We start from the raw sequence: 24260 nt of genomic DNA, 5'->3' as shown, positions 1-24260 counted from the left end.
AACTGAAGCCCGTCCTCCGACGGCGGTGCCGGTCTCAGGGGTGGGACAGCTGCCCGGTGTTGCCACCGCGCCGCCGTGTCCGCTCCTGTTCGCGCTCGGCGGCCCGCTGCCGCCGCCGGGCCGCGCGTCGCTCGCGGCGGAGCGAGCGCGCCGTGCTGCTCGGCTCCGAGATCACGCCGTTGCGCTGGTTCCACACCTGACGGGTCACCAGGACGTCCACCGCGCCCCAGGTGGCCAGCACCGTGCTCGCCACGCTGCTGATCACCATCGGGAACGCCAGCCAGGACTCCGCCATCGTGCAGAAGAACGCCACCATGGCCTGGATCAGTGTGACGGCGATGATGATCAGCGCCCGCACCGCCGAGGTACGCACCGGATCCGGCATCCGGTACCGCTTGGCGGGCTCCTCGACCCACAACGGCCGGTACTGTGCCTGCTGTTGCGTGCGTGACCGCGCCGCGGAGAGCTCCTCGTCGCCGCCGCGTGGCGAAAGGCCACCGTCCGGCACCTCGGGCACCGGACGCACCGCCGAGCGTGCCGCCGTGCCGTCCTCGGGCGCCAAGCGCCGCTGAGCCGTCCCCATCAAGGTGTCACTCCCCACCGCCGACAGACCCCCTCGTACCGGTGTCCGACGACCCCGGCTCCCCAGTGGCTGCCCGGCTTGCGCTGTTTTACGCCGCCCGGATGCGAGATACGGCTCCTGTGGCCGATTTCGCACCCATCGCCCATCAACAAGGACGAACGAACTCGCCCGATGATTCCCCACCAGTGAAAATTTCCGGCCAACTGATCCTTCGTGTCGTTCCCGCCCCGAGACGCGCGAAGTCGGCGCGATCGCGGTGGCAATCTCCCGCAATGCCCGGACATCTCTCCCTGTCCGTTCCCCATGTGTCGGCATCGAGGCGGAAGTTCGTCGTCCGGACGCGTCTTCGAGTTATCCATGTGGCGGTAGTAGGCTCGCGCCGTTTGTTGACGTACATGTGTACCCCCGGCCGGCGGGGGTCGAGCTGGGGGAGGCCATGCGCTTTCGCGGGAAGTCGATCCGCCGGAAGATCGTGGCGCTGCTTCTCGTGCCGCTGGTGTCCCTGACGGCCGTCTGGGGCTTCGCGGCCGTGCTCACGGGGCGCGAGGTCACCCAGCTGTTCCAGGTGTCGAACATCGTCGAGGAGATCGGCTACCCCACCGAGGACACCGCCCGGGTCCTCCAGCAGGAACGCCGGCAGACCCTCGTCTATCTCGCCGACCCGCGCGCCGCCGACGCGCTCGCCGCTCTGCACCGCACCCGCGTCGCCACCGACAGCGCCGTGGCCGAACTGCGTAAGAACACCCGGAAGCAGAGCGCCCGCGACGGTATGAGCGCCGACGACGCCGAACGCCTCACCGCCGTGCTCGACGCGTTCGAGGGCATCGACGCCCTGCGCCACAGCGTCGAACAGGGCACCGTCAGCCGCGCCCAGGCCCTCGACCTCTACAACCGCGTGGTCGACCCCTGTTACACGCTGCTCGCCTCCCTCGGCGGGATCGACGACGTCGAGATGGACAAGCAGGCCCGCGCGCTCATCAACATCACCCGCGCCCGCGAACTCCTCTCCCGCGAGGACGCCCTGCTCGGCTCCGCCCTCGTGGTCGGGAAGATCTCCCGCGCCGAGACCCGGGAGATCTCCGACCTCGTCGCCCAGCGCACCCTCCTGTACGACATCAGCCTGCCGCTGCTGCCGTCGTCGGAACGCGACCGCTTCGACCGCTTCTGGAAGAACGCCACCACCGCCCCGCTGCGGACCGCGGAACAGTCCGTGATCGCCGCCGGAACCGGTGTGCCGAACGACGTCGGCGCCAAGAGCTGGGACACCGCCGCCGGCAATGTGCTCGACGAACTGCGCACCCTCGACGACCAGGTCGGTGACCGCTACCAGGACCGCATCCGGCCGGTCGGCGTCAGCGTGATCGTCCAGGCGGCCGTGGTCGGCGTCCTCGGCCTGGTCGCCGTGCTCTTCTCGCTGGTCGTGTCGGTCCGGGTCGGCCGCAGCCTCATCCGCGACCTGCGGCTGCTGCGCCAGGAGGCGCACGAGGCCTCCGGGGTCCGGCTGCCGAGCGTGATGCGCCGGCTGTCCGCGGGCGAACAGGTCGACGTGGAGACCGAGGTCCCGCGCCTGGAGTACGACAAGAACGAGATCGGCGAAGTCGGCCAGGCCCTCAACACCCTGCAGCGCGCCGCCGTGGAAGCCGCCGTCAAGCAGGCCGAACTGCGCTCCGGTGTCGCCGAGGTCTTCGTCAACCTCGCCCGCCGCAGCCAGGTACTGCTGCACAAGCAGCTCACGCTGCTCGACACCATGGAACGCAGGACCGAGGACACCGACGAACTCGCCGACCTCTTCCGCCTCGACCACCTCACCACCCGCATGCGCCGGCACGCCGAGGGCCTGGTGATCCTCTCCGGCGCCGCCCCCTCGCGGCAGTGGCGCCGCCCCGTCCAGCTGATGGACGTGGTGCGTGCCGCCGTGGCCGAGGTCGAGGACTACGAGCGCATCGAGGTCCGCCGGCTGCCACGGGTCGCCGTCACCGGCCCCGCCGTCGCCGACCTCACCCACCTGGTGGCCGAACTCCTCGAGAACTCCACGGTGTTCTCGCCGCCGCACACCGCCGTCCAGGTGCTCGGCGAGCGGGTCGCCAACGGCTTCACCCTGGAGATCCACGACCGGGGTCTCGGCATGGCGGCCGAGGCGCTCCTCGACGCCAACCTGCGGCTCGCCGAGACCCCCGAGTTCGAGCTCTCCGACACCGACCGGCTCGGCCTGTTCGTGGTCAGCCGCCTCGCCCAGCGCCAGAACGTCCGCGTCTCCCTCCAGCCGTCCCCTTACGGAGGCACCACCGCCGTCGTCTTCATCCCCGACGTGCTGCTGACCGAGGACATCTCCGACACCAACGGGGTCGGCTTCCGCCTCGACCGCCTCCGGACCGCCTCGGAGAACGGACCCGAGGAGAGCCGCGCCACCACCCTCACCCAGGTGTCGGCGCAACACCCCGGGCTGCCCACCGCGCTCCTGGGCGGACCGGTCGAGCTGGAGGCACCCGTCGACCTGGACGCGCTGGACGACTTCCCGGGCGCCCTCACCGAGGAGGACAGCGAGCGCGGCGGTCTGTTCCGCCCCCGCCGCTCCCTCGCCCGCGCCGACGACGACAGCGAGCCCGTCGTGAGTGAGCTGCGTCAGCCCGCCCCGGACACCGCGGACGGCTTCCGCGACGAGCGGCCCGGCGGCCCGGTGCCACTGCCCCGACGCAGTACGCCCAAGCTGGTCAGCTCGCACGGCAGGCCCGTCACCGAGCAGCGCTCCCGCCGCACCGGACCGGACGACCGGGACCCGGCGGACGCGGGCCGGCCCGAACCGGGCGGACTCGCCCCGCTGCCCTCCCGCCGCCGCGCCGAGCCGTCCCCGCAGCGCACCGGCGGCCCGGCCGACCGCGACGAACCGCGCACGGCGCCCGCGGCGGGCGGCCCGGCCGAACCCTCCGGGCCCCCGGCGCTGCCCCGGCGCACCCGCCGCTCCGCGATGACCTCCGGCAGCGGCACCGACGACTCCGTCCCGCCCCTCGGCAGCACACCCCCGGAGGCCGCACCCGGCACCCGGCCGCTGCCCCGGCGGGTACGGCAGGCCAACCTGGCCCCACAGCTGCGACAGGAACCCGCCCGACCCGCCGGGCACGAGCCGGAACCCGTCGAGCGCGACGCCGACGAGGTCCGCAGCCGCATGGCCTCGCTCCAGCGCGGCTGGCAGCGCGGCCGGGCGGAGAACACCGCGGGCGACGGGTCCGGGGACGGCACAGCACAAGGAACGACTAAGGGGGACGGTCGATGACCGATCCGAAGGCGACCGGCCACACGGCGACGAACAAGGGCGAGCTGAACTGGCTCCTGGACGACCTGGTCGACCGGGTCGCCAGCATCCGCAAGGCCGTCGTGCTCTCCGGCGACGGCCTGGCCACCGGTGTCTCCAAGGACCTCACCAGAGAGGACGGCGAGCACCTGGCGGCCGTGGCCTCCGGCTTCCACAGCCTCGCCAAGGGCGTGGGCCGCCACTTCGAGGCGGGCAGCGTCCGGCAGACCGTCGTCGAACTCGACGACGCCTTCCTGTTCGTCACGGCGGCCGGCGACGGCAGCTGCCTGGCCGTCCTCTCCGACGCCGACTCCGACGTCGGCCAGGTCGCGTACGAGATGACACTCCTGGTCAAGCGGGTCGGCGCACATCTGGTGGCCGCACCGCGCACCGATCTGCCCTCAGGCGGGTAGTGGGATGACATGAGCGGAGACGGTCAGGGAAGAAGTCACTGGTTCGACGACGAGGCCGGACCGGTCGTGCGTCCGTACGCCATGACGCGGGGCCGCACCACCAGTGCGGCCCAGCACCGCCTCGATCTGATCGCGGTGGTCGTCACGGAGGATCACGCGGACGACCCGGAGGACGACCGGATGCTGTCCCCGGAGCACGTGGACATCGTCGAGCTGTGCCGTGACACCCCGCAGTCGGTCGCCGAGCTGGCCTCCGGACTCGATCTGCCCGTCGGAGTGGTCCGGGTCCTCATCGGTGACCTCGTCGACGGTGAACTCGTCCATGTCAACCGCCCGGTCCCACCGGCCGAGCTGGTGGACGAGAGTATTCTGCGCGACGTGATCAACGGCCTCCGGGCGCTGTGACCGGCGCGGATGCGGAGTAGTGACGTGACAGGCTGGCAGTTCTGGGTCGACCGCGGCGGTACGTTCACCGACGTCGTCGCGCGGCGCCCGGACGGCCGGCTGCTCACCCACAAACTGCTCTCCGACAACCCCGCGCGGTACGCCGACGCCGCGGTGGCAGGCGTGCGTGAGCTGCTCGAAGGCTCCGGCGACCAGGTCGACGCCGTCCGTATGGGCACCACGGTCGCCACCAACGCACTGCTGGAACGCAAGGGCGAGCGCACCCTGCTCGTCATCACGCGCGGCTTCCGCGACGCCCTGCGCATCGGCTACCAGAACCGCCCCCGCATCTTCGCCCGCCGCATCGACCTGCCCGAGCTGCTGTACGAACGGGTCGTCGAGGCCGACGAGCGCATCGCGGCCGACGGCACCGTCCTGCGCGCCCCCGACCTGGACGCCCTGGCGGGGCCGCTCCAGGAGGCGTACGACGAGGGGATCCGCGCCGTTGCCGTCGTCTGTATGCACAGCCATCTCCATCCCGCCCACGAGCAGGCGATCGGCGAGCTGGCCGCCCGCACCGGTTTCCCGCAGATCTCGCTGTCCAGCGAGGTCAGCCCGCTGATGAAGCTCGTCCCGCGCGGCGACACCGCCGTCGTCGACGCCTACCTGTCGCCCGTACTGCGCCGCTACGTCCGCCGGGTCGCCGACGAACTCGAAGGCGTCCGGCTGATGTTCATGCAGTCCAACGGCGGCCTCGCCGAGGCCGGGCAGTTCCGCGGCAAGGACGCCATCCTCTCCGGGCCGGCCGGAGGGATCGTCGGCATGGCCCGGATGTCGCAGCTCGCCGGCTTCGACCGGGTCATCGGCTTCGACATGGGGGGAACCTCCACTGACGTCTCGCACTTCGCCGGCGAGTACGAACGGGTCTTCACCACCCAGATCGCGGGCGTGCGGCTGCGCGCTCCCATGCTGGACATCCACACCGTCGCCGCGGGCGGCGGCTCGGTGCTGCACTTCGACGGCTCCCGCTACCGCGTCGGCCCCGACTCGGCCGGCGCCGACCCCGGCCCGGCCTGCTACCGGGGCGGCGGCCCGCTCACGGTGACCGACGCCAACGTCATGCTCGGCCGGGTCCAGCCCGCCCGTTTCCCCCGTGTGTTCGGACCCGACGGCGACCAGCCCCTCGACGCCGGCCTCGTCCGCGACCGCTTCACCGGCCTCGCGCGCGAGATCCGCGAACAGACCGGCGACGACCGGACCCCGGAACAGGTCGCCGAGGGCTACCTGAGCATCGCCGTGGCCAACATCGCCAACGCCGTGAAGCGGATCTCCGTCCAGAAGGGCCACGACGTCACCCGCTACGCCCTCACCACCTTCGGCGGGGCCGGCGGCCAGCACGCGTGCATGGTCGCCGACTCGCTCGGCATCCGCACCGTCCTGGTGCCGCCCATGGCGGGTCTCCTGTCCGCGCTCGGCATCGGCCTCGCCGACACCACCGCCATGCGCGAACAGTCCGTCGAGGCTCCCCTGGAGCCCGCCGCCATGCCCGGCGTCCTCAAGACCGCCGACGACCTGGCGGCCGCGGCCCGCTCCGAACTCCTCGCCGAGGACGTCCCGGAGGACCGCATCGAAGTCACCCGCCGCGCCCAGCTCCGCTACGACGGCACCGACACCACCCTCACCGTCGAGCTCACCGAGCCCGACACGATGAAACACGCCTTCGAAGAACGTCATCGCGCCACGTACTCCTTCACGCTCGACCGCCCGGTCGTCGTCGAAGCCCTCTCCGTGGAAGCCACCGGCATCACCCGACCCCCCGATCTCTCCGTCCTCGCCCCGTACGAAGGCAGTCCCGCCGCCCCGGAAGCCGTCCGCCTCCACACCGGCGGCGCCTGGCGCGACGTACCCCTGCACCGCCGCGAGGCCCTTCCCCCCGGCGAGTCCGTCACCGGCCCGGCGATCATCACCGAAGCCGGCGCCACGACCGTCGTCGACGACGGCTGGCGGGCCGCGGCGACGGACTACGGGCATCTGGTCATGGAACGCGCGGTGGTTACGCGGAGTTCCGATCTCGACACGCAAGCGGATCCGGTTCTGCTCGAGGTCTTCAACAACCTCTTCATGTCGATCGCCGAACAGATGGGCGCCCGGCTGGAGTCGACGGCCCAGTCCGTCAACATCAAGGAGCGCCTGGACTTCTCCTGCGCCCTGTTCGACCCGGACGGGAACCTGGTGGCCAACGCCCCGCACATCCCCGTCCACCTGGGCTCCATGGGGACGTGCGTGAAAGAGGTGATCCGCCGTCGTGGCACCTCGATGCGCCCCGGCGACACCTACGCCGTCAACGACCCGTACCACGGCGGCACGCATCTCCCCGACGTCACCGTGATCACCCCGGTCTTCGGCACCGGCGGCACCGGCGGCGCGGCGGACACGGAGGGTGACCCCGGAAGTGCCCCGGAGATCCTCTTCCACGTCGCCTCCCGCGGCCACCACGCCGAGATCGGCGGCATCGCGCCCGGCTCGATGCCCGCCGACAGCCGCACCATCGACGAAGAGGGCGTCCTATTCGACAACTGGCTGCTCGCCGAGAACGGCCGGTTCCGCGAGGCCGAGACCCACCGGCTGCTCGCCGAGGTCCGCTACCCCTCCCGCAACATTCGCACCAACCTCGCCGACCTGCGCGCCCAGATCGCCGCCAACCGCAAGGGCGTCGACGAAGTCGGCCGCATGATCGAGGAGTTCGGCCTCGACGTCGTCCAGGCCTATATGCGGCACGTCCAGGACAACGCGGAGGAAGCGGTCCGCCGCGTCATCGACGCCCTGGACGACGGCGCGTACGCCTACGAGACCGACTCCGGCGCCGTGATCCGGGTACGCGTGCGCGTGGACCGCGACAACCGGCGCGCGACCGTCGACTTCACCGGCACCTCGGCGCAGCTGGACACCAACTTCAACGCCCCGTTCGCCGTCGTCAACGCGGCCGTGCTGTACGTCTTCCGCACCCTGGTCGCCGACGACATCCCGCTCAACGACGGTTGCCTGCGCCCGCTGGACATCGTCGTACCGCCCGGATCGATGCTCGCCCCGGAGCCACCGGCCGCCGTGGTCGCGGGCAACGTCGAGACCTCCCAGGCCATCACCGGAGCCCTCTACGCGGCGCTAGGCGTCCAGGCCGAGGGCTCCGGCACCATGAACAACGTCACCTTCGGCAACGAGCGCCACCAGTACTACGAGACCGTCGCCTCCGGGTCCGGAGCCGGCGACGGCTTCCCCGGCGCCAGCGTCGTACAGACCCACATGACCAACTCCCGGCTCACCGATCCGGAAGTCCTGGAGTGGCGACTGCCGGTCCGCCTCGACGAGTTCGCGGTACGGCAGGGCAGCGGCGGCGCGGGCCGCTGGCACGGCGGGGACGGAGCGGTGCGCCGCATCCGCTTCCTCGAACCCATGACCGTCTCCACCCTCTCCCAGCACCGGCGCGTCCCGCCGTACGGCATGGCGGGCGGCGCGCCCGGCGCGCTCGGCGCCAACCGGGTGGAGCGGGCCGACGGCACGGTCACCGAACTCGGCGGCAGCGGCAGCGCGGACGTCGCCGTCGACGACGTACTAGTCATCGAAACCCCAGGTGGCGGCGGATACGGAAGCCCGTCACCCGACCCCCATCAAGCAGGAGAAGAGATCGATGATCTTCGGGCGATCTGAGCGCGGCAAGCCCCCGGTCGAGCCCGTCACGCTCAAGATCCTCGTGGCCGGCGGCTTCGGCGTGGGCAAGACGACGCTGGTCGGCGCGGTGAGCGAGATCAGGCCGCTGCGCACCGAGGAGGTGCTCACCGAGGCCGGGCGTCCGGTCGACGACACCAACGGCGTCGAGGGCAAGCACACCACCACCGTCGCCATGGACTTCGGCCGGATCACCCTGCGCGAGGACCTGGTGCTGTACCTGTTCGGCACGCCCGGGCAGGAGCGGTTCTGGTTCATGTGGGACGAGCTGTCCGAGGGCGCGCTGGGCGCTGTCGTGATCGCCGACACGCGCCGCCTGGAGGACTGTTTCGCCGCCGTCGACTACTTCGAGCGGCGCTCCATACCGTTCCTGGTCGGCGTCAACTGCTTCGAGGGCGCGGACCGTTACCCGGCCGAGGACATCCGCAAGGCACTCGACCTCGACGCGGACGTGCCGGTCCTGCTGTGCGACGCCCGGGACCGCGAATCGGTCAAGGAGGTGCTCATCGGCGTTGTCCGGCACGCGATGGCGTACGCGGCGGGCCGCCGCCAGACCGTCACCACCTGACGCGCCGGCACGGCCCGTACCCCCGCCGACCGGGGTACGGGCCGTGGTCCCGGGGCGGGCGGCTACTCGCCGTCCTCCAGCCAGCCGAAGCTCTTCTCCACGGCCTTGCGCCAGTTCGCGTACTCCCTGTCGCGCACCGACGCCTCCATGGCCGGCGTCCACTCGACGTCCTTCTGCCAGTGCGACTTGAGCTCGTCGAGGTCGTTCCACACACCGGTCGCGAGGCCGGCCGCGTAGGCGGCGCCCAGGCAGGTCGTCTCGGAGACCCGGGGCCGGATCACCGGCACCCCGAGGACGTCGGCCTGGTGCTGCATCAGGAGGTTGTTCTTCGTCATGCCGCCGTCCACCTTCAGGGTCGTGATCTGCACCCCGGAGTCCTGGTACATGGCGTCCACGACCTCCCGCGTCTGCCAGCTGGTCGCCTCCAGGACCGCGCGCGCGAGATGTGCCTTCGTGACGTACCGGGTGAGGCCGGTGACGACCCCGCGCGCGTCCCCGCGCCAATAGGGCGCGAACAGGCCGGAGAAGGCGGGCACGATGTAGGCGCCGCCGTTGTCGTCGACGCTCGCGGCCAGGGTCTCGATCTCGTCGGCGGTGCGGATGATGCCGAGCTGGTCCCGGAACCACTGGACGAGCGCGCCCGTGATGGCGATCGACCCCTCCAGGCAGTACACCGGCGCCTCGTCGCCGATCTTGTAGCCCATGGTCGTCAGCAGCCCGTTCTTGGACGGCACCGGCCGGTCACCGGTGTTGAGCAGCAGGAAGCTGCCCGTCCCGTAGGTGTTCTTCGCCGTGCCGACGTCGTAGCAGGCCTGCCCGAAGACGGCCGCCTGCTGGTCGCCCAGCGCGGACGCCACCGGCACCCCGGCGAGCTGGCCGACGGCGGTGCCGTACACCTCGGCGGAGGACCTGATCTCGGGCAGGATCGCCGCGGGGATGTTCATCGCGGACAGGATGGAGACGTCCCACTGGAGGGTCTCCAGGTTCATCAGCATGGTCCGCCCGGCGTTGGTGACGTCGGTGACGTGCCGGCCGCCGTCGATGCCGCCGGTGAGGTTCCAGATCAGCCAGGAGTCGATGGTCCCGAAGGCGATCTCACCGCGCTCGGCCCGGTCCCGGAGCCCGGGCACGTTGTCCAGCAGCCAGGCCGCCTTCGGCCCGGAGAAATAGCTGGCCAGGGGCAGTCCGGTCTGGTCGCGGAACCGGTCCTGGCCGTCGCTGCCGCCGAGTTCGCCGCACAGGGCGGCGGTGCGGGTGTCCTGCCAGACGATCGCGTTGTGCACGGGCTTGCCGGTGGCGCGGTCCCACAGGACCGTCGTCTCGCGCTGGTTGGTGATGCCGAGCGCGCTCAGCTGGTCGGCGCGCAGCCCGGCGTTGGCGAGCGCCCCGGCGACCACGGCCTGCACCTTGGACCAGATCTCGGTGGCGTCGTGCTCCACCCAGCCCGGCTTGGGGAAGATCTGGCGGTGCTCGCGCTGGTCGACGGCGACGATCGCGCCGCCGTGGTCGAAGATGATGCAGCGGCTCGACGTGGTGCCCTGGTCGATTGCGGCGACGTACCTCTCGGCGGTGTCCGTCATGGCTACCCCTTGGTCGCTGGGTCGGAAGGCTGCGTGGGATCGGAAGGCCGCGTTTCAGAAGGCCGCGTGGTAGATGAGGCCCGCGAGCGCTCCGCCCACCAGGGGGCCGACGACCGGGATCCAGGCGTAACCCCAGTCGGAGGTGCCCTTGTTGGGAATCGGCAGGAAGGTGTGCACGATCCGGGGGCCGAGGTCGCGCGTCGGGTTGATGGCATAGCCCGTGGGCCCGCCCAGGGACAGCCCGATACCGACGACCAGCAGCGAGACGATCAGCACGGTGGTGCCGGACTCGCCGAGCCCCTTGGTCAGTCCGAACGCGAGGATCGGCAGGACCAGTGCGATCGTCGCGATGATCTCGGTGATGAGGTTGGCGACCGGGTTCCGGATCTCCGGGATGGTGGAGAAGATGCCGAGCGTCGGCGTCGGCTCCTCCGCGGTGTCCTCGTCGGCCACGTTGGCCTGGAACTGGGCCAGGTAGACGAGGTACGTCAGAACGGCGCCGAGGATCGCGCCGACGAACTGACCGAGGAGATAGACCCAGACCTTGCCCCACTCGCCGGTGTCGACGGCGATGCCGATGGTGACGGCGGGGTTGAGCTGGCCGCCGGAGAGGGGAGCGGCGGTGTAGGCGCCGGCCAGGACACCGAATCCCCAGCCGAACGCGATCACCACCCACCCCGCCGCTCTCGCCTTGGAGTGTCTGAGGGTGACGGCGGCGCAGACGCCCGCGCCGAACAGGATCAGGATGGCGGTGCCGATGACTTCGCCGACGAATATGTCTCCGTTGCTCATGGCGGCTCCTAGGGCGCTGGCCGGAGGATCGACCCCGGCGCATTGAGCAGGAACGGTTCCCTTGGCGACGTCAGCCGAAGGCAGGGAAGGTCCCGCGCCCCGCCCGGCGTCAGTGACGAGCGTGCCGTAACAGCCGAATCGCCCATGGGGGAGCGGGCCTCAGGACAGGAGCGGCCCATGGCGCAGTGCCTGATTACGCCGAGAATGTACGGCGATGTCGACCGACACCGGAAGTTTTCACCGGCACTCAGGGAGCGTCAAGGTCGCCGACGGCAACGATGACAGGCAACTCGCCCGGAGCCGGCTTTCACGGCTCCGCCGCCGCATAACCGGCCTGGGCCGGATACGTGCCTGAGCCGCGCCGGATCTCGTGCCCGGGCAGTCCCGCCCGCCCCAGCACCCAACTCGCCCCGGGCAGCGCCTTGGCGGCCTTCTTGAGCGGCGCGAGACACGCGGCCGCCTCCCGGTGGTCGGCCACGCTGCCGGGCCCGCACACGACGGTGGCCAGGGACAGCGTGACGGGACGGCCGCCGGCGGACCAGGGCGCGTCGAGCACGCCGGTCACCAGCCGGTCCAGCCCCTCCTCGTCGGCGAGCACCAGGAAGTCGTCCCCGCCGATGTGCCCCACGCGCGCGTGCCCGGCCACGGCCTGCTGCAGTGTCCGTCCCACCGCGCGGATCAGCTCGTCGCCCGCGGCGAACCCGGCGCCGTCGTTCACCTGCTTGAAGTGGTCGATGTCCAGCCAGCTCAGGGCGAAGACCCGGCCCTCCGCGATCCACCGGTCCGCCTCGCCCGTGATCGCGTCCGAACCGGGCAGCCGGGTCAGCGGATTGAGCCCGGCCGCCTCCTCGACGCGGTTCTCGGCGAGGGCGCGTACCAGGTCGGCGAGGCGTACGACGCCCACGCAGCGCCCGAGTCGGTCGACCACCGCCACGTCGTCCGAGGTGCGGTCCCGGTCGCCGACGGCGACCACGTCCAGGACCTCCCAGGCGGTCGCGTCCACGCCGACCGTGCGCGGTGCGTCGCCGAGCTTGAGGGCCGGGCGGTCGGCGTACAGGGCGTGTCCGTAGCGGCCGGACATCGACAGCAGGAAGCGGGAGCGGTGCACCGAGCGGACCGGGGCGCCCGTCTGGTCCACCAGGAGGACGCCGGAGACCTCCGGGGAGCCCGTCAGCAGGGCCCGCACCTGCAGCGCGGACGCGGTGACCGGCAGCACGGCGGCGGGCCGGATGAACTCCCGCACCGACGGCCCGGAGCGCGGCGCGGGCACAGCGGCGGCCGAGCGCGGCGGAACGTACACGTCCGCCACCGGGATCCGGGCCGGCGGCGCGAACAGCTCGCCCTGGGCCAGCTGGGCCCCGGCCGACAGCGCGGCCGCGTACTGGAGTTCGGTCTCCACCCCTTCGACGGCCAGCAGGGCGCCCAGTTCCTCGCACAGGGTCCGCATCGCCCGCACCGCGGCCGGCCGGCCGAGCAACGAGGCGTCCAGCTTGATCAGGTCGGGGGAGAGATCGGTGAGCAGCCGCAGGGGTACGTCCCCGTCGCCGATGCCGTCGGCGCTGATCCGGAAGCCCTGGCCGCGCAGCGTCGCCACGGCCTCCAGCAGGGCCCGGTGCGGCACGTGCGTGTACGGCGGCACGATGTCCAGGGTCACCTCCCAGGGCATCCGTCCGGCTTCGCGGATGGCTCCGGGCAGCGGGCCGATGCCGCCCAGGTCGGCGAGCGTGGCCGCGAACACGTTGATGTGCAGCGGCAGCAGCGCCTCCTGGCGGGCCGCCGAACGGAGGGCCAACACAGCCAGCCTGCCGTCCAGTTCGGGGTTGCGGCGGGCTTCGGCGAGGATGTCACCGGTCTCGGGGCGGGCGAGGATCTCCAGTGCGGTGATCCCGCCGGTCGTCAGATTGACCACCGGCTGGAAGGCGAAACGGAGAGCATCCGTCCAGGAGCGCACGGGAGCATGATGGCGCCATCGGCGTACGCCCAGGGGCAGTTCATAAGACGTTCACGCACCATTTCGAGGTGATCACACACGGTGTGCGACCCCTGCTGTCACACCAGTCCCGTCAGCGCACCGCTATCACGGACGAGCCGTGTCCGAACAGCCCCTGATTGGCCGTGATCCCCACTCGTGCGTGCGCCACCTGTCGGTCGCCCGCGGCGCCCCTCAACTGCCAGGTCAGCTCACAGACCTGGGCGATCGCCTGAGCCGGTACCGCCTCCCCGAAGGAGGCGAGCCCGCCACTGGCGTTGACGGGTATCCGACCACCCAGGGCCGTCGCCCCCGCGCGCAGCAGCTTGGCGGCCTCACCCTCGGCGCACAGGCCCAGATCCTCGTACCACTGCAACTCCAGCGCGGTGGACAGGTCGTACACCTCCGCCAGCGAGAGCTCCTCGGGGCCGATGCCCGCCTCCTCGTAGGCGGCCCGTGCGATCGACGCCCGGAAGGGCTCCACCGGGGGCTCGACCGCGGCCGCGGAGTCCGTGGCGATGTCCGGGAGGTCCAGCACCGTGTTCGGGTAGCGCGGTGTGACCGTGGACACCGCGCGGATCCGCACCGGCCGGGCCGCACCGTGCCGGTGCGCGAACTCCAGGCTGGACAGCACCAGCGCGGCCCCGCCGTCGGAGGTCGCGCAGATGTCCAGCAGCCGTAGCGGATCGGCGACCACCTGGGAGGCGGCGACCTGCTCGGCGGTGACCCGCTCGCGGTAGCGGGCGTACGGATTGAGCGCGCCCGTGGCCGCGTTCTTCACCTTGACCAGCGCGAAGTCCTCCGGGGTGTCCCCGAACAGCGCCATCCGCCGGCGCGCGTACAGCCCGAAGTACGTGGGATTGGTCGCGCCCAGCAGCCGGAAGCGCAGCCAGTCGGGATCGTCGGGGCGGTCCCCTCCGGCGGGCCGGAAGAAGCCCTTGGGCGCCGCGTCCGCGCCCACCACGAGCACCACGTCCGCGAGCCCCGCCAGGATCTGCGCCCGCGCCGCGGCGACCGCCTGCGCCCCGGACGCGCACGCCGCGTACACGCTCGCGACACGCGCTCCCTGCCAGCCCAGCGCCTTGGCGAAGGTCGCGCCCGCGACATAGCCGGGATACCCGCCACGCACCGTGTCCGCGCCCACGAGCGACCCGATGTCCCGCCACCGGAGTCCCGCGTCCGCCAGGGCCGCGCGGGCCGCCGCCGTCCCGTACTCGACGAAGCCGCGCCCCCACTTGCCCCAGGGGTGCATGCCCACGCCGAGCACCGCCACGTCCGCCGTCATGCCGCCACCCCCGTCGGCCTCCAGTGCCAGGTCGTCCATGCCGTCGCCGCGTCCTCGCTCAGCACTCCGGGGACGACCTCGACCTCCATGCCCACCGTCAGATCGGCGACGGTGATCCCGGGAACCGCCTGTCCCAGCACCACGATCCGCTCGGACTCCAGCTCCACAGCGATCAACGCGTACGGCTCCCACGGAAGTTCCGGATCGCTCACATAGGGTGACGGCGGCCGGTACCGGCTGTCGGTGTACGACCAGATCCGCCCGCGGCGGGAGAGCGGGACCTCCGCCAGGTCGCCGCCCGCGCACCCGGGATTGCGGCAGTGGGCGTCCTCGCGCGGGAAGAAGACCGAGGCGCAGGCCGCGCAACGGGTGCCCAGGAGCCGGAACCCGTCCCCCTCGCCCGTGAACCAGCCCTCGACCGCAGGCATGCGTGTGCGCGACAAAGCTCCTCCAGGGCGCGAGATCTGACGGAACGTCAGAAGTGTGCCACGGGTCGCCGCAATTGGGCAGGCCGTGCCCCCGGGTCGTCTCCCGTTCGGCCGGTCCCGGCCGCCGGCGTCGGTTCACTTCCGGAACGAGACGTTCCCATGACCGTAAGACGTCGCTCCCGTGATCGGATAAAGTCCGCGCGTGTCCGAAAATCAGCACCCAATTGCCAACTCCGCTCCGGGCTCGCATTGTTCGAGCTGCGGAGCGCCCTACGGAGCGGGAGTCTCCGGCTGGCCGCGCACCTGCCCGGCCTGCGGCCACATCGCCTACCGCAACCCGCTGCCGGTGGCGATCGCCCTCCAGCCCGTGTACGACACCAAGGGCACCGCCCTGGTCGTCATCACCCGGACCATCGCCCCCGCGCGCGGAGGCACGGCGCTGCCCGGCGGCTATGTCGACGACCGCGAGGACTGGCGGCTCGCCGTCGTGCGTGAGCTCAAGGAGGAGACCGGCATCGACGCGGCCGCGCGGGACGTACGGCTCGTCGACGCCATGAGCTCACCCGACGGGCACCTGCTGCTGTTCGGACTCCTCCCGGAACGCCCGGCCGAAGGGCTCCCGCCGTCCGGCGCGACGGACGAGACGGAGGGGTGGCACCTACTGCGCAGGCCCGAGGAACTCGCCTTCCCGCTGCACAGCGTGGCCGTACGCGCGTGGTTCGAGGGCCGCTACTGAGCCCTCCGGCTCACCCCAGCCCCCGGACGCGCACCGGATACGGCGGTTCGCTCACGCCGTTCTCGTCCTCCCGTCTCACCACCACCCGCCGGCCCTCCCAGCGGGCGACGTAGCGCTCGATCTCCGGCTCGTCCCAGCCGTCGCCCGCGTCCGGCACGAACAGCCCGCCCCCGGTCCGTCCCCGGGCGGGCGCCCACACCTCCAGCCGCACACCGCCGTCCTCGTCCCGCACGGGAAGGACGGCACCCGCGCGCGCGAGCACCGGGATCCGCGACAGCGGGGCGTCCACGAGCACCTGCCCGGGCCCCTCGTACGCTCGCTCCGTCAGCGTGTCGTACCAGCGCCCCCGGGGCAGCTGCACCGCACGCCGGTCGGCACCCGGACCGAGCACCGGAGCCACCAGCAGGCTGTCGCCCAGCAGGAACGCGTCCTCGCAGTCACGCAGGGCCCGGTCCTCCGGCGCACCCCACCACAGCGGCCGCACATAGGGCGCGCCGGTCCGCCGGGCCAGGTGGGCCAGCGTCATGAAGTACGGCAGCAGGCGCCGCCGTTCCAGGAGCGCCACGCGCGCGTGCTCCAGCACCTCGGCCCCGAACTCCCACGGCTCCCTGCGCCCCGCCCGCATGCTCGCGTGCGTACGGAACAGCGGCAGGTAGGCGCCCAGCTGGAACCAGCGAAGAAACAGCTCCGGCGACGGACTCCCGTCGTAACCGCCCACGTCCGGCCCGGAGTACGGCACCCCGCACAGCCCGAGCCCCAGGACCAGCGACAGGGACGCGCGCAGCCCCGGCCAGCCGGTGGCGACGTCACCGGACCAGGTGCCCCCGTAACGCTGCATGCCGGCCCAGCCGGCCCTTGAGAACAGGAACGGCCGCTCCGTGGGCGCCAGTTCGCGCAACCCCTCGTAGGCCGCCCGCGCCATGCAGAGCGCATAGACGTTGTGCGCCTCCCGGTGGTCGCCGCCGCGTCCCTCCAAGGCGTGGCGTGAGGCGCGTGGCAGCGTCGACTCCCCGAAGGCGTTGAAGGACGTCGGCTCGTTCATGTCGTGCCAGAACCCGGCGAAGCCCTGCGCGAGCCGCTCCTCGTACAGCTCGCCCCACCACTTGCGCACGCGCGCGTGCGTGAAGTCGGGATAGACCGCCTCACCGGGCCACACCACGCCCTCCACCAACCGCCCCGACGGATCCCGCACAAAGGCGTCGACCCCCGTCCCGCTGTCATAGACCGCGTTGCCCGACGCGGCCTTCACCGCCGGGTCGACGATCGACACCAGCCGGATCCCGTCCCGCCGCAGCTCCTCCGCCAGCGTCGGCAGCTTCGGGAAGTGCTCCTGGTCGACGGTGAACACCTGATGGGCGTCGTAGTGGTCGATGTCCAGATGGACGGCGTCCAGCGGCAGACCCCGCTCCTGGTAACCGCCGACGATCCGCCGGACCTCCTGCTCGCTGCCGAAACCCCAGCGCGCGTGGTGATGGCCCAGCGCCCAGGCCGGCGGCAGCGCGGGCGCGCCCGCGAGGGAGGCCCAGGTGTGCAGCACGCGCGCGGGCGTGCCCACCATCACCCAGCAGCGCAGCGGACCGCCGTCCATCCGCAGCTCGCACCGCCCGGTCCGGTCATGGCCGGACCCGGCACCCTCCTCGCCCTCCCGGAGGGTCACCGTGCCGTCCCAGGAGGTGTCGTGGAACACGAGGTGCGCGGCCGCGTCCGCCACCACCAGCTGCACCGGCATGGTGATGTACAGCGGATCGGTTCCGGGCCCGAAGGCACGGCCGGGGTCGGTGTTCCACAGCCGGTACGTGCCGTTGCGCAACCGCGGCCCCGAGGCACGCCCACCGAGACCGAAGAACCGCGCGTCCGCGGCGACCTCCGACCGCTGCATCCAGCGTGCCGGACCGCCGTCCACCGGCTCCCACCAGCGGGGCGGCAGATCCCGCCGCAGCATCACGCCACCGGGCGTGCACACCTCCACCGCGCCGTGCCGCGAGACGCTGACCTTCACCCGCTCCGCCACGACCCGCCAGCCGCCGTCCGTGTCCGGTTCCAGGACCGCCCGCGGGTCAGGCTCGGGACAGCGCCCCGCGAGCGCGTACGACGGCTCGGGACCGGCCCCGTCCCAGCCCCAGAAGACCGCCCCGTTCACGGCGACCGTGATCCGCAGCTCGGACCGGCTGAAGCGGATCACACCGCCGCCCGGCCCCGGCACCGCCTCCTGCACCGGCCCCGGCACCCGGGCACGCTCGGCCCCCCGCGCGGGCAGCCCGGCGGCGTCGATCCGCCTCCTGCGCCATGCCGCCCGTACGGTACGCAACCCCTGAGCCGCCTTCCTCGAACCGACCACTCTCACCGAACGCACCAGGTCACGACCGTCCATACTGCTCACCCTGCCACTCAGCGCTCCACACACGCGTGCCGTTCAACTGCCGTTCACCCGTGCCGGGACCACATCTTCACGACACGGACTATGTGGAGCGCACCCTGGTGTAGAAGTCGATCACATGGCATCGTCCCTGTCAGCCGCGTACGCGCACACCCCAGCCCGTGCGCGTCCTACGCCCACCAGCGCAGAAGCCCGGGAGCCGCCCCATGTCGACCGCGAACCCCCAGCCGCTCTGGCAACCCGATCCGCGACGGATCGCCCAGGCGCACATCACCAGGTTCCAGTCCTGGGCCGCGGATCACCACGGAGCCCCGGCCGAGGGCGGGTACCCGGCCCTGCACCGCTGGTCCGTCGACCATCTGGACACGTTCTGGAAGGCCGTCACGGAGTGGTTCGACGTCCGGTTCTCGACGCCCTACGCGCGCGTGCTCGGCGACCGCACGATGCCCGGCGCCGAATGGTTCCCCGGCGCGACGCTGAACTACGCCGAGCACGCCCTGCGCGCCGCCGCCACCCGCGCGGACGAACCCGCGCTCCTGTATGTCGACGAGACCCACGAACCGCTCCCGGTCACCTGGTCCGAACTGCGCCGCCAGGTGGGCTCCCTGGCCGCCGAACTCCGCACCCTCGGCGTCCGCCCGGGAGACCGCGTCAGCGGCTACCTCCCGAACATCCCACAGGCCGTGGTCGCCCTTCTCGCCACCGCCACCGTAGGCGCCGTCTGGACCTCCTGCGCCCCGGACTTCGGCGCCCGCAGCGTCCTGGACCGCTTCCAGCAGGTCGAACCCGTCGTCCTGTTCACCGTCGACGGCTACCGCTACGGCGGCAAGGAACACGACCGCCGCGAGACCGTCGCCGAACTCCGGCGCGAACTGCCCACCCTGCGCGCCGTCGTCCATGTCCCGCTGCTCGGCACGGCCGCCCCCGAAGGCGCCCTGGAGTGGTCGACCCTGACCGCCGCCGATACCGAGCCGGAATTCGAGCAGGTCCCGTTCGATCACCCCCTCTGGGTGCTCTACTCCTCCGGCACCACCGGCCTGCCCAAGGCCATCGTCCAGTCCCAGGGCGGCATCCTCGTCGAACACCTCAAACAGCTCGGCCTGCACTGCGACCTGGGCCCCGAGGACCGCTTCTTCTGGTACACCTCGACCGGCTGGATGATGTGGAACTTCCTCGTCTCCGGCCTCCTCACCGGCACCACGATCGTCCTGTACGACGGAAGCCCCGGCTACCCCGACACCGGCGCCCAGTGGCGGGTCGCCGAACGTACCGGAGCCACCCTCTACGGCACCTCCGCCGCCTACGTGATGGCCTGCCGCAAGGCCGGTGTGCACCCCGCCCGCGACTTCGACCTCTCCAAGGTGGGGTGCGTCGCCACCACCGGCTCGCCACTGCCCCCCGACGGGTTCCGCTGGCTGCACGACGAGGTCCGCGACGATCTCTGGATCGCCTCCGTCAGCGGCGGCACCGACGTGTGCTCCTGCTTCGCCGGCGCCGTCCCCACCCTCCCGGTCTACACCGGCGAACTCCAGGCACCCGGCCTCGGAACCGATCTCCAGGCCTGGGACCCCAGCGGCCACCCCGTCATCGACGAGGTCGGTGAACTCGTCGTGACCAACCCCATGCCCTCGATGCCGATCCACTTCTGGAACGACCCCGACGGCAGCCGCTACCACGACAGTTACTTCGACATGTATCCCGGCGTCTGGCGGCACGGCGACTGGATCACCGTCACCTCCCGCGGCTCGGTGATCATCCACGGCCGCTCCGACTCCACGCTCAACCGCCAGGGCGTACGGATGGGCTCGGCCGACATCTACGAGGTCGTCGAGCGCCTGCCCGAGATCAGGGAATCCCTCGTCATCGGCATCGAACAGCCCGACGGCGGCTACTGGATGCCCCTGTTCGTCCACCTGGCACCGGGCGCCGTCCTAGACGAAGCCCTGCTGAACCGCGTCAAGCAGGCCATCCGCGAACAGCTCTCGCCGCGCCATGTCCCCGACGAGATCATCGAGGTCCCCGGCGTCCCGCACACCCTCACCGGCAAGCGCATCGAGGTCCCGGTCAAGCGCCTCCTCCAGGGCGCGCCCCTGGAGAAGGCCGTCAACCCCGGTTCCATCGACAACCTCGACCTGCTGAGCTTCTACGAGGACCTGGCCCGCAAGCGCGCCTGATCCTCCCGGCAGGAGCGCTCACCCGCCACAGGTGGCCTCGGACTCGCCCAGCACGGCGGCGAAGTCCGAGGCCGGCCGCACCGCGTCGGACGGCTCCAGCCCGGCGGTCGAGATCCGCACTCCCGGACCGGCCGACAGCCGGAACCGCGCCCCCGCGGCCACCCACCAGCCCCACGACCGCAGGCCGTTCACCACGGCCGACTCGTCGCCATCGCCACCGGCCCGCTCGACCGGACCGCATTCGGCGCCACCATCGCCCTGACCTGCGGGATCCGGCATCGCCTGGTCCGAGGCCGGCTTCCGCAACCAGCATTGTCAGTGGCGCCGATTACGGTGAGTGAGCATTGATCGACTGCTCACAGGGGGAAACATGGCGCACACCGACCACCGGGCCATGCGACGCGTCCTGCGCCGCGAAATCGCCGGCACCATCGGCCTGTTGACCGACGAACACGACTTCCGCGCCATGCGGCGCTACCGCACCTTCACCTTCCACGACCACCCCACCTACCTGGGACAGATCGAAGCCCTCCTCAGGACCCGCGCCGCGGAAGGCACCCACACCACACTCGCCCTCTTCGACCCCGAGGAGTACGCCGAGTTCTGCACGGCCGCCGGACTCGACCCGGACAACCCCGCGACCCGCACCCGCTTCACCGCGGAACTCGCGGCCACCGGCGCCACCGTCCCCTACGACGGCCGCCCCCTGACCGACCTCGTCCCCGCCCTCGTCGACGAAGCGGTACGCCAAGCCACCTGGGAGTACGCCAGCACCCTCCTGGCCCGCCTCGGCCCCTGCCCCACCTGCGGCGAGGACATCGGGCGCGCCGCCTTCGCCCGCGCCTCCCACCTCCTCACCCGCATCCTCGACGCCGCCCCACCGGGCGACCGGCACCTCGTGTGCAGCGTCTCCGGACCACCCGAAACGCTGGTCACCGTCCTCCACGCCGACCAGGACAGCGAGGGCACCACCCGCCTCGACGAAGCCGAAGCCCTCGAATTCACCAGCGTCCTCGCCCTCGGCCTCGCCACCCGCAGTCCCGGCGGACTCGTCATGCGCACCAGCGCCCCCGGCACCGCCGACCGCGTCTACGGCTGGCGCCTGCGCGGCGACCGCCTCGCACCCCTCACCGCGGCCGAGGTCTTCGACGCCTACTGCACCGACGTCGAATCCGGGGACCTCATCTCCCCGGAATCCGACGTCGACTACTGCGCACCACCCGACCTCGGCGACCAGGGGACGACACCGGGCCACCACCACTGAGACGCGGCGGGGGCGCCCCACCCGCAGGTGGAGCGCCCCCGGAAGGACAGCCGATCAGGTTCGCGCCCGGCTACTCGCCGGACAGCACCGCCTGAGCCGCCGTGCGGGCCTCGTCCGCGGTGTCGGCGGCACGCGCGGCCAAGGCGGCCCGCTCGCACTGAGCCAGCGTGTACTTGGCCAGCGTCGCCCGGACATAGGGAATCGACGCCGCACCCATGGAGAGGGAGGTGACACCCAGGCCCGTCAGCACACACGCCAGCAGCGGATCGGACGCGGCCTCGCCGCAGACACCACAGCTCTTGCCCTCGGCCTTCGCCGCCTCGGCGGACAGCGCGACCAGGTCGAGCAGCGCGGGCTGCCACGGGTCCTGCAGCCGGGACACCGCACCGACCTGACGGTCCGCGGCGAACGTGTACTGCGCCAGGTCGTTCGTGCCGAGCGACAGGAACTCGACCTCCTGGAGGATCGAACGCGCCCGCAGCGCGGCCGACGGAATCTCCACCATGGCGCCGAACTTGGCCCGCAGCCCCGCCGCACGGCAGGCGTCCGCGAACGCCTTGGCGTCGGTACGGTCGGCCACCATGGGCGCCATGACCTCAAGGTAGACGGGCAGCCCCTCGGCCGCCTTCGCCAGCGCGGTCAGCTGAGTGCGCAGCACGTCGGGGTGGTCCAGGAGCGTCCGCAGACCGCGCACGCCCAGCGCCGGGTTCGGCTCGTCCGCCGGAGTCAGGAAGTCCAGAGGCTTGTCCGCACCCGCGTCCAGCACCCGCACGACGACCCGGCCCTCCGGGAACGCCTCCAGCACCTGACGGTAGGCCTCGACCTGCTTCTCCTCGGACGGCGCGTTCTTGCTGTCGTCGAGGAACAGGAACTCGGTACGGAACAGGCCCACACCCTCGGCACCGGCCGCCACGGCCGCCGGCACATCCGCCGGTCCGCCCACGTTGGCCAGCAGCGGCACCTTGTGCCCGTCCGCGGTGACACCCGGACCGGTCGAGGCGGTCAGCGCGGCCTTGCGTTCGGCGGCCGCGGCCTCCAACTCGGCCTTCTTCTCCGCACTCGGGTTCACGAAGATGTCGCCGGTACTGCCGTCGACGGCGATGACCGTGCCCTCGACCAGCTCACCGGCGCCCGGCAGAGCGACCACGGCCGGCACACCGAGCGCCCGCGCCAGGATCGCGCTGTGACTCGTCGGCCCGCCCTCCTCGGTCACGAAACCGAGCACCAGAGTAGGGTCCAGAAGAGCGGTGTCCGCGGGCGCCAGATCCCGCGCGACCAGCACATACGGCTCGTCGCTGTCCGGGACACCCGGCATCGGAACCCCGAGCAGCCGGGCGACGATACGATTCCGCACATCGTCCAGGTCGGCCACGCGGCCGGCCAGGTACTCACCGGCTCCGGCCAGCAGCTCACGGTACGCGGCGAACGCGTCGTACACGGCACGCTCAGCGGTGCTGCCGACGGCGATCCGGCGCTCCACGTCGGCCATCAACTCGGGGTCCTGGGCCATCATGGCCTGCGCCTCGAGCACCGCCTGAGCCTCACCGCCGGCCAGGTTGCCGCGCGCCATCAGGTCGGCGGCGACGGCCTCCACGGCCTGCCGGGCACGCCCCGGCTCCCGCTCCGCCTCTTCCGCCGGGATCTGCTTGGCAGGCGGCTCCAGCACCGCCGTCCCCATGTGCCGAACCTCGCCGATCGCCACACCGTGGCTCACGCCGACGCCTCGCAGCGTTGTCTCCATCTCACCCGTCTCCGATAGTGCGGCGGGTCCCGCCGCCGCGGTGGTTTTCGTGGTCGCCGTCCGCTCCGTCATAGGAGGGGAGGGCGTCGGGGTCGTCAGCTCCAGACGAAGAGGCTGTCGCCGGCCTTCACGTCACCGTCGTCGCGGACGTGGGAGAGGGAGTCGGCCGTGGCCTCCAGGGCCACGACAGGGCACACCGGGGACTTGCCGGCGGCCTCGACCTCGGCCGGGTTCCAACGGATGACGCCCTGGCCGCGGGTCACGGTGTCGCCCTTGTTGACGAGAAGCTCGAAGCCCTGGCCGTTGAGTTGCACCGTGTCGATACCGAGGTGGGTGAGCACGCCGTGGCCGCTCTCGTCGACGACTACGAACGCGTGCGGGTGCAGGGAGACGATGACGCCGTCCACGGGCGCCACGACCTCGGAAGGCTCACGCGCGGGGTCGATCGCTGTGCCCGGGCCGACCATGGCCCCGGAGAAGACCGGATCCGGCACGGCGGCCAGTCCAATGGCGCGTCCTGCCAGAGGGGACGTCACGGTGGTCATGGGAAGCCTCCCGGAGATGGAGCTGCTTACGGGCCGTCACTGCCTGTTCCGGACGGCGCTGAGCAGCAGCGTATGTCATATGAAGTGGCGGTTCCGCATGGAAGCTACCAGGTAGTGGTCTAGACCACCAGCCTAATGGATTTGCACGGGCTCCGAGGCTCCGTGTACAGTCGTACTCCTGCTTGAGGCCGAGCGGCGCTGAAAAGCGTCCTCGCTCAGCAGCACCCAAACTTGTCGGATCCTAACTCGGGATCATCTTCCGCATGTCTGCGGGAGGGTGGTCAGAGGGCCGGAAAAACACTGATAGAGTTTGGAACACCGAAGGGAAGCCCGGAGGAAAGCCCGAGAGGGTGAGTACAAAGGAAGCGACCGTTCCTTGAGAACTCAACAGCGTGCCAAAAGTCAACGC

At 71.7% G+C, this 24260-nt stretch carries 18 protein-coding genes; 8 read left to right on the top strand and 10 right to left on the bottom strand.

Features of this window, described 5'->3' with window-relative positions:
• Nucleotides 1-34: 34 nt before the first annotated feature.
• Entirely contained in the window at nt 35-583 is a 549-nt protein-coding gene (locus tag ABZ642_RS44315) for a hypothetical protein (RefSeq protein ID WP_360496764.1), read from the bottom strand.
• A gap of 436 nt (nt 584-1019) precedes the next feature.
• Here ABZ642_RS44315 and ABZ642_RS44310 point away from each other — a divergent pair, with 436 nt between their 5' ends.
• From ABZ642_RS44310 to ABZ642_RS44290, 5 genes are read left to right on the top strand one after another with little or no spacing between them, the layout of a single operon-like run.
• Nucleotides 1020-3854, top strand: coding sequence for a nitrate- and nitrite sensing domain-containing protein (locus tag ABZ642_RS44310; RefSeq protein WP_360496761.1), 2835 nt, complete (start codon nt 1020-1022; stop codon nt 3852-3854).
• Nucleotides 3851-4285 (top strand): roadblock/LC7 domain-containing protein, encoded by a 435-nt coding sequence (locus ABZ642_RS44305; protein WP_360496758.1) that lies wholly within the window; start codon nt 3851-3853, stop codon nt 4283-4285. Before ABZ642_RS44310 ends, ABZ642_RS44305 begins: the two co-directional genes overlap by 4 nt.
• Before the next feature lie 9 nt (nt 4286-4294).
• Nucleotides 4295-4690: a DUF742 domain-containing protein gene (locus ABZ642_RS44300; RefSeq protein WP_360496755.1), complete on the top strand. Its 396-nt coding sequence runs from the start codon at nt 4295-4297 to the stop codon at nt 4688-4690.
• 24 nt (nt 4691-4714) lie between these two features.
• Complete coding sequence (locus tag ABZ642_RS44295) at nt 4715-8374, top strand: hydantoinase B/oxoprolinase family protein (protein ID WP_360496752.1); 3660 nt, start codon at nt 4715-4717, stop codon at nt 8372-8374.
• On the top strand, nt 8355-8960 hold the full coding sequence (locus ABZ642_RS44290; protein ID WP_360496749.1) for an ATP/GTP-binding protein: 606 nt from the start codon (nt 8355-8357) through the stop codon (nt 8958-8960). The genes ABZ642_RS44295 and ABZ642_RS44290 overlap by 20 nt, the downstream gene beginning before the upstream one ends.
• Before the next feature lie 62 nt (nt 8961-9022).
• On the opposite strand, the gene glpK is transcribed toward ABZ642_RS44290, so the two are convergent.
• The 5 genes from glpK to ABZ642_RS44265 form a co-directional block, all read right to left on the bottom strand.
• Complete coding sequence (glpK, locus tag ABZ642_RS44285; RefSeq protein WP_360496746.1) at nt 9023-10540, bottom strand: glycerol kinase GlpK; 1518 nt, start codon at nt 10538-10540, stop codon at nt 9023-9025.
• Between the two features lie 54 nt (nt 10541-10594).
• Complete coding sequence (locus tag ABZ642_RS44280) at nt 10595-11332, bottom strand: MIP/aquaporin family protein (protein WP_360496743.1); 738 nt, start codon at nt 11330-11332, stop codon at nt 10595-10597.
• Between the two features lie 307 nt (nt 11333-11639).
• Complete coding sequence (locus tag ABZ642_RS44275; RefSeq protein WP_360496740.1) at nt 11640-13283, bottom strand: GGDEF domain-containing protein; 1644 nt, start codon at nt 13281-13283, stop codon at nt 11640-11642.
• A gap of 112 nt (nt 13284-13395) precedes the next feature.
• Complete coding sequence (locus ABZ642_RS44270) at nt 13396-14586, bottom strand: lipid-transfer protein (protein ID WP_360496822.1); 1191 nt, start codon at nt 14584-14586, stop codon at nt 13396-13398.
• Nucleotides 14583-15014, bottom strand: coding sequence for a zinc ribbon domain-containing protein (locus ABZ642_RS44265; RefSeq protein WP_360496819.1), 432 nt, complete (start codon nt 15012-15014; stop codon nt 14583-14585). The genes ABZ642_RS44270 and ABZ642_RS44265 overlap by 4 nt, the downstream gene beginning before the upstream one ends.
• 202 nt (nt 15015-15216) lie before the next feature.
• On the opposite strand from ABZ642_RS44265, the gene ABZ642_RS44260 reads away from it, so the two are divergent.
• Complete coding sequence (locus ABZ642_RS44260; protein ID WP_360496737.1) at nt 15217-15750, top strand: NUDIX domain-containing protein; 534 nt, start codon at nt 15217-15219, stop codon at nt 15748-15750.
• Between the two features lie 10 nt (nt 15751-15760).
• Here ABZ642_RS44260 and ABZ642_RS44255 read toward each other — a convergent pair whose 3' ends face one another.
• Nucleotides 15761-18121 (bottom strand): glycoside hydrolase family 31 protein, encoded by a 2361-nt coding sequence (locus ABZ642_RS44255; RefSeq protein ID WP_360496734.1) that lies wholly within the window; start codon nt 18119-18121, stop codon nt 15761-15763.
• A gap of 212 nt (nt 18122-18333) precedes the next feature.
• Between ABZ642_RS44255 and ABZ642_RS44250 the strand changes: the two genes are divergently transcribed.
• Entirely contained in the window at nt 18334-20301 is a 1968-nt protein-coding gene (locus ABZ642_RS44250; protein ID WP_360496731.1) for an acetoacetate--CoA ligase, read from the top strand.
• A gap of 18 nt (nt 20302-20319) precedes the next feature.
• On the opposite strand, the gene ABZ642_RS44245 is transcribed toward ABZ642_RS44250, so the two are convergent.
• Entirely contained in the window at nt 20320-20580 is a 261-nt protein-coding gene (locus ABZ642_RS44245) for a hypothetical protein (RefSeq protein ID WP_360496728.1), read from the bottom strand.
• A gap of 91 nt (nt 20581-20671) precedes the next feature.
• Between ABZ642_RS44245 and ABZ642_RS44240 the strand changes: the two genes are divergently transcribed.
• The gene (locus ABZ642_RS44240) at nt 20672-21565 is read left to right on the top strand and encodes a hypothetical protein (RefSeq protein WP_360496725.1); all 894 of its coding nucleotides are present in this window, start codon (nt 20672-20674) and stop codon (nt 21563-21565) included.
• Nucleotides 21566-21635: 70 nt separating this feature from the next.
• Here ABZ642_RS44240 and ptsP read toward each other — a convergent pair whose 3' ends face one another.
• Nucleotides 21636-23306, bottom strand: coding sequence for a phosphoenolpyruvate--protein phosphotransferase (gene ptsP, locus ABZ642_RS44235; RefSeq protein WP_360496722.1), 1671 nt, complete (start codon nt 23304-23306; stop codon nt 21636-21638).
• Nucleotides 23307-23401: 95 nt separating this feature from the next.
• Nucleotides 23402-23851: a PTS glucose transporter subunit IIA gene (locus ABZ642_RS44230; protein WP_360496719.1), complete on the bottom strand. Its 450-nt coding sequence runs from the start codon at nt 23849-23851 to the stop codon at nt 23402-23404.
• Between the last annotated feature and the right edge of the window lie 409 nt (nt 23852-24260).

The sequence above is a fragment of the Streptomyces sp. NPDC007157 genome (assembly GCF_040634235.1).
Classification (GTDB): domain Bacteria; phylum Actinomycetota; class Actinomycetes; order Streptomycetales; family Streptomycetaceae; genus Streptomyces.
Note: the sequence above shows the minus strand (reverse complement) of the source record. Positions and strands in the feature narration are given on the sequence as shown.

What these genes read in the sequence shown, in the direction of transcription:
- ABZ642_RS44315 (WP_360496764.1), bottom strand. Translation starts at nt 583, where the DNA reads ATGGGGACGGCTCAGCGGCGCTTGGCGCCCGAGGACGGCACGGCGGCA.
- ABZ642_RS44310 (WP_360496761.1), top strand. Translation starts at nt 1,020, where the DNA reads ATGCGCTTTCGCGGGAAGTCGATCCGCCGGAAGATCGTGGCGCTGCTT.
- ABZ642_RS44305 (WP_360496758.1), top strand. Translation starts at nt 3,851, where the DNA reads ATGACCGATCCGAAGGCGACCGGCCACACGGCGACGAACAAGGGCGAG.
- ABZ642_RS44300 (WP_360496755.1), top strand. Translation starts at nt 4,295, where the DNA reads ATGAGCGGAGACGGTCAGGGAAGAAGTCACTGGTTCGACGACGAGGCC.
- ABZ642_RS44290 (WP_360496749.1), top strand. Translation starts at nt 8,355, where the DNA reads ATGATCTTCGGGCGATCTGAGCGCGGCAAGCCCCCGGTCGAGCCCGTC.
- glpK (WP_360496746.1), bottom strand. Translation starts at nt 10,540, where the DNA reads ATGACGGACACCGCCGAGAGGTACGTCGCCGCAATCGACCAGGGCACC.
- ABZ642_RS44280 (WP_360496743.1), bottom strand. Translation starts at nt 11,332, where the DNA reads ATGAGCAACGGAGACATATTCGTCGGCGAAGTCATCGGCACCGCCATC.
- ABZ642_RS44270 (WP_360496822.1), bottom strand. Translation starts at nt 14,586, where the DNA reads ATGACGGCGGACGTGGCGGTGCTCGGCGTGGGCATGCACCCCTGGGGC.
- ABZ642_RS44265 (WP_360496819.1), bottom strand. Translation starts at nt 15,014, where the DNA reads ATGCCTGCGGTCGAGGGCTGGTTCACGGGCGAGGGGGACGGGTTCCGG.
- ABZ642_RS44255 (WP_360496734.1), bottom strand. Translation starts at nt 18,121, where the DNA reads ATGGACGGTCGTGACCTGGTGCGTTCGGTGAGAGTGGTCGGTTCGAGG.
- ABZ642_RS44250 (WP_360496731.1), top strand. Translation starts at nt 18,334, where the DNA reads ATGTCGACCGCGAACCCCCAGCCGCTCTGGCAACCCGATCCGCGACGG.
- ABZ642_RS44245 (WP_360496728.1), bottom strand. Translation starts at nt 20,580, where the DNA reads ATGCCGGATCCCGCAGGTCAGGGCGATGGTGGCGCCGAATGCGGTCCG.
- ABZ642_RS44240 (WP_360496725.1), top strand. Translation starts at nt 20,672, where the DNA reads ATGGCGCACACCGACCACCGGGCCATGCGACGCGTCCTGCGCCGCGAA.
- ptsP (WP_360496722.1), bottom strand. Translation starts at nt 23,306, where the DNA reads ATGGAGACAACGCTGCGAGGCGTCGGCGTGAGCCACGGTGTGGCGATC.
- ABZ642_RS44230 (WP_360496719.1), bottom strand. Translation starts at nt 23,851, where the DNA reads ATGACCACCGTGACGTCCCCTCTGGCAGGACGCGCCATTGGACTGGCC.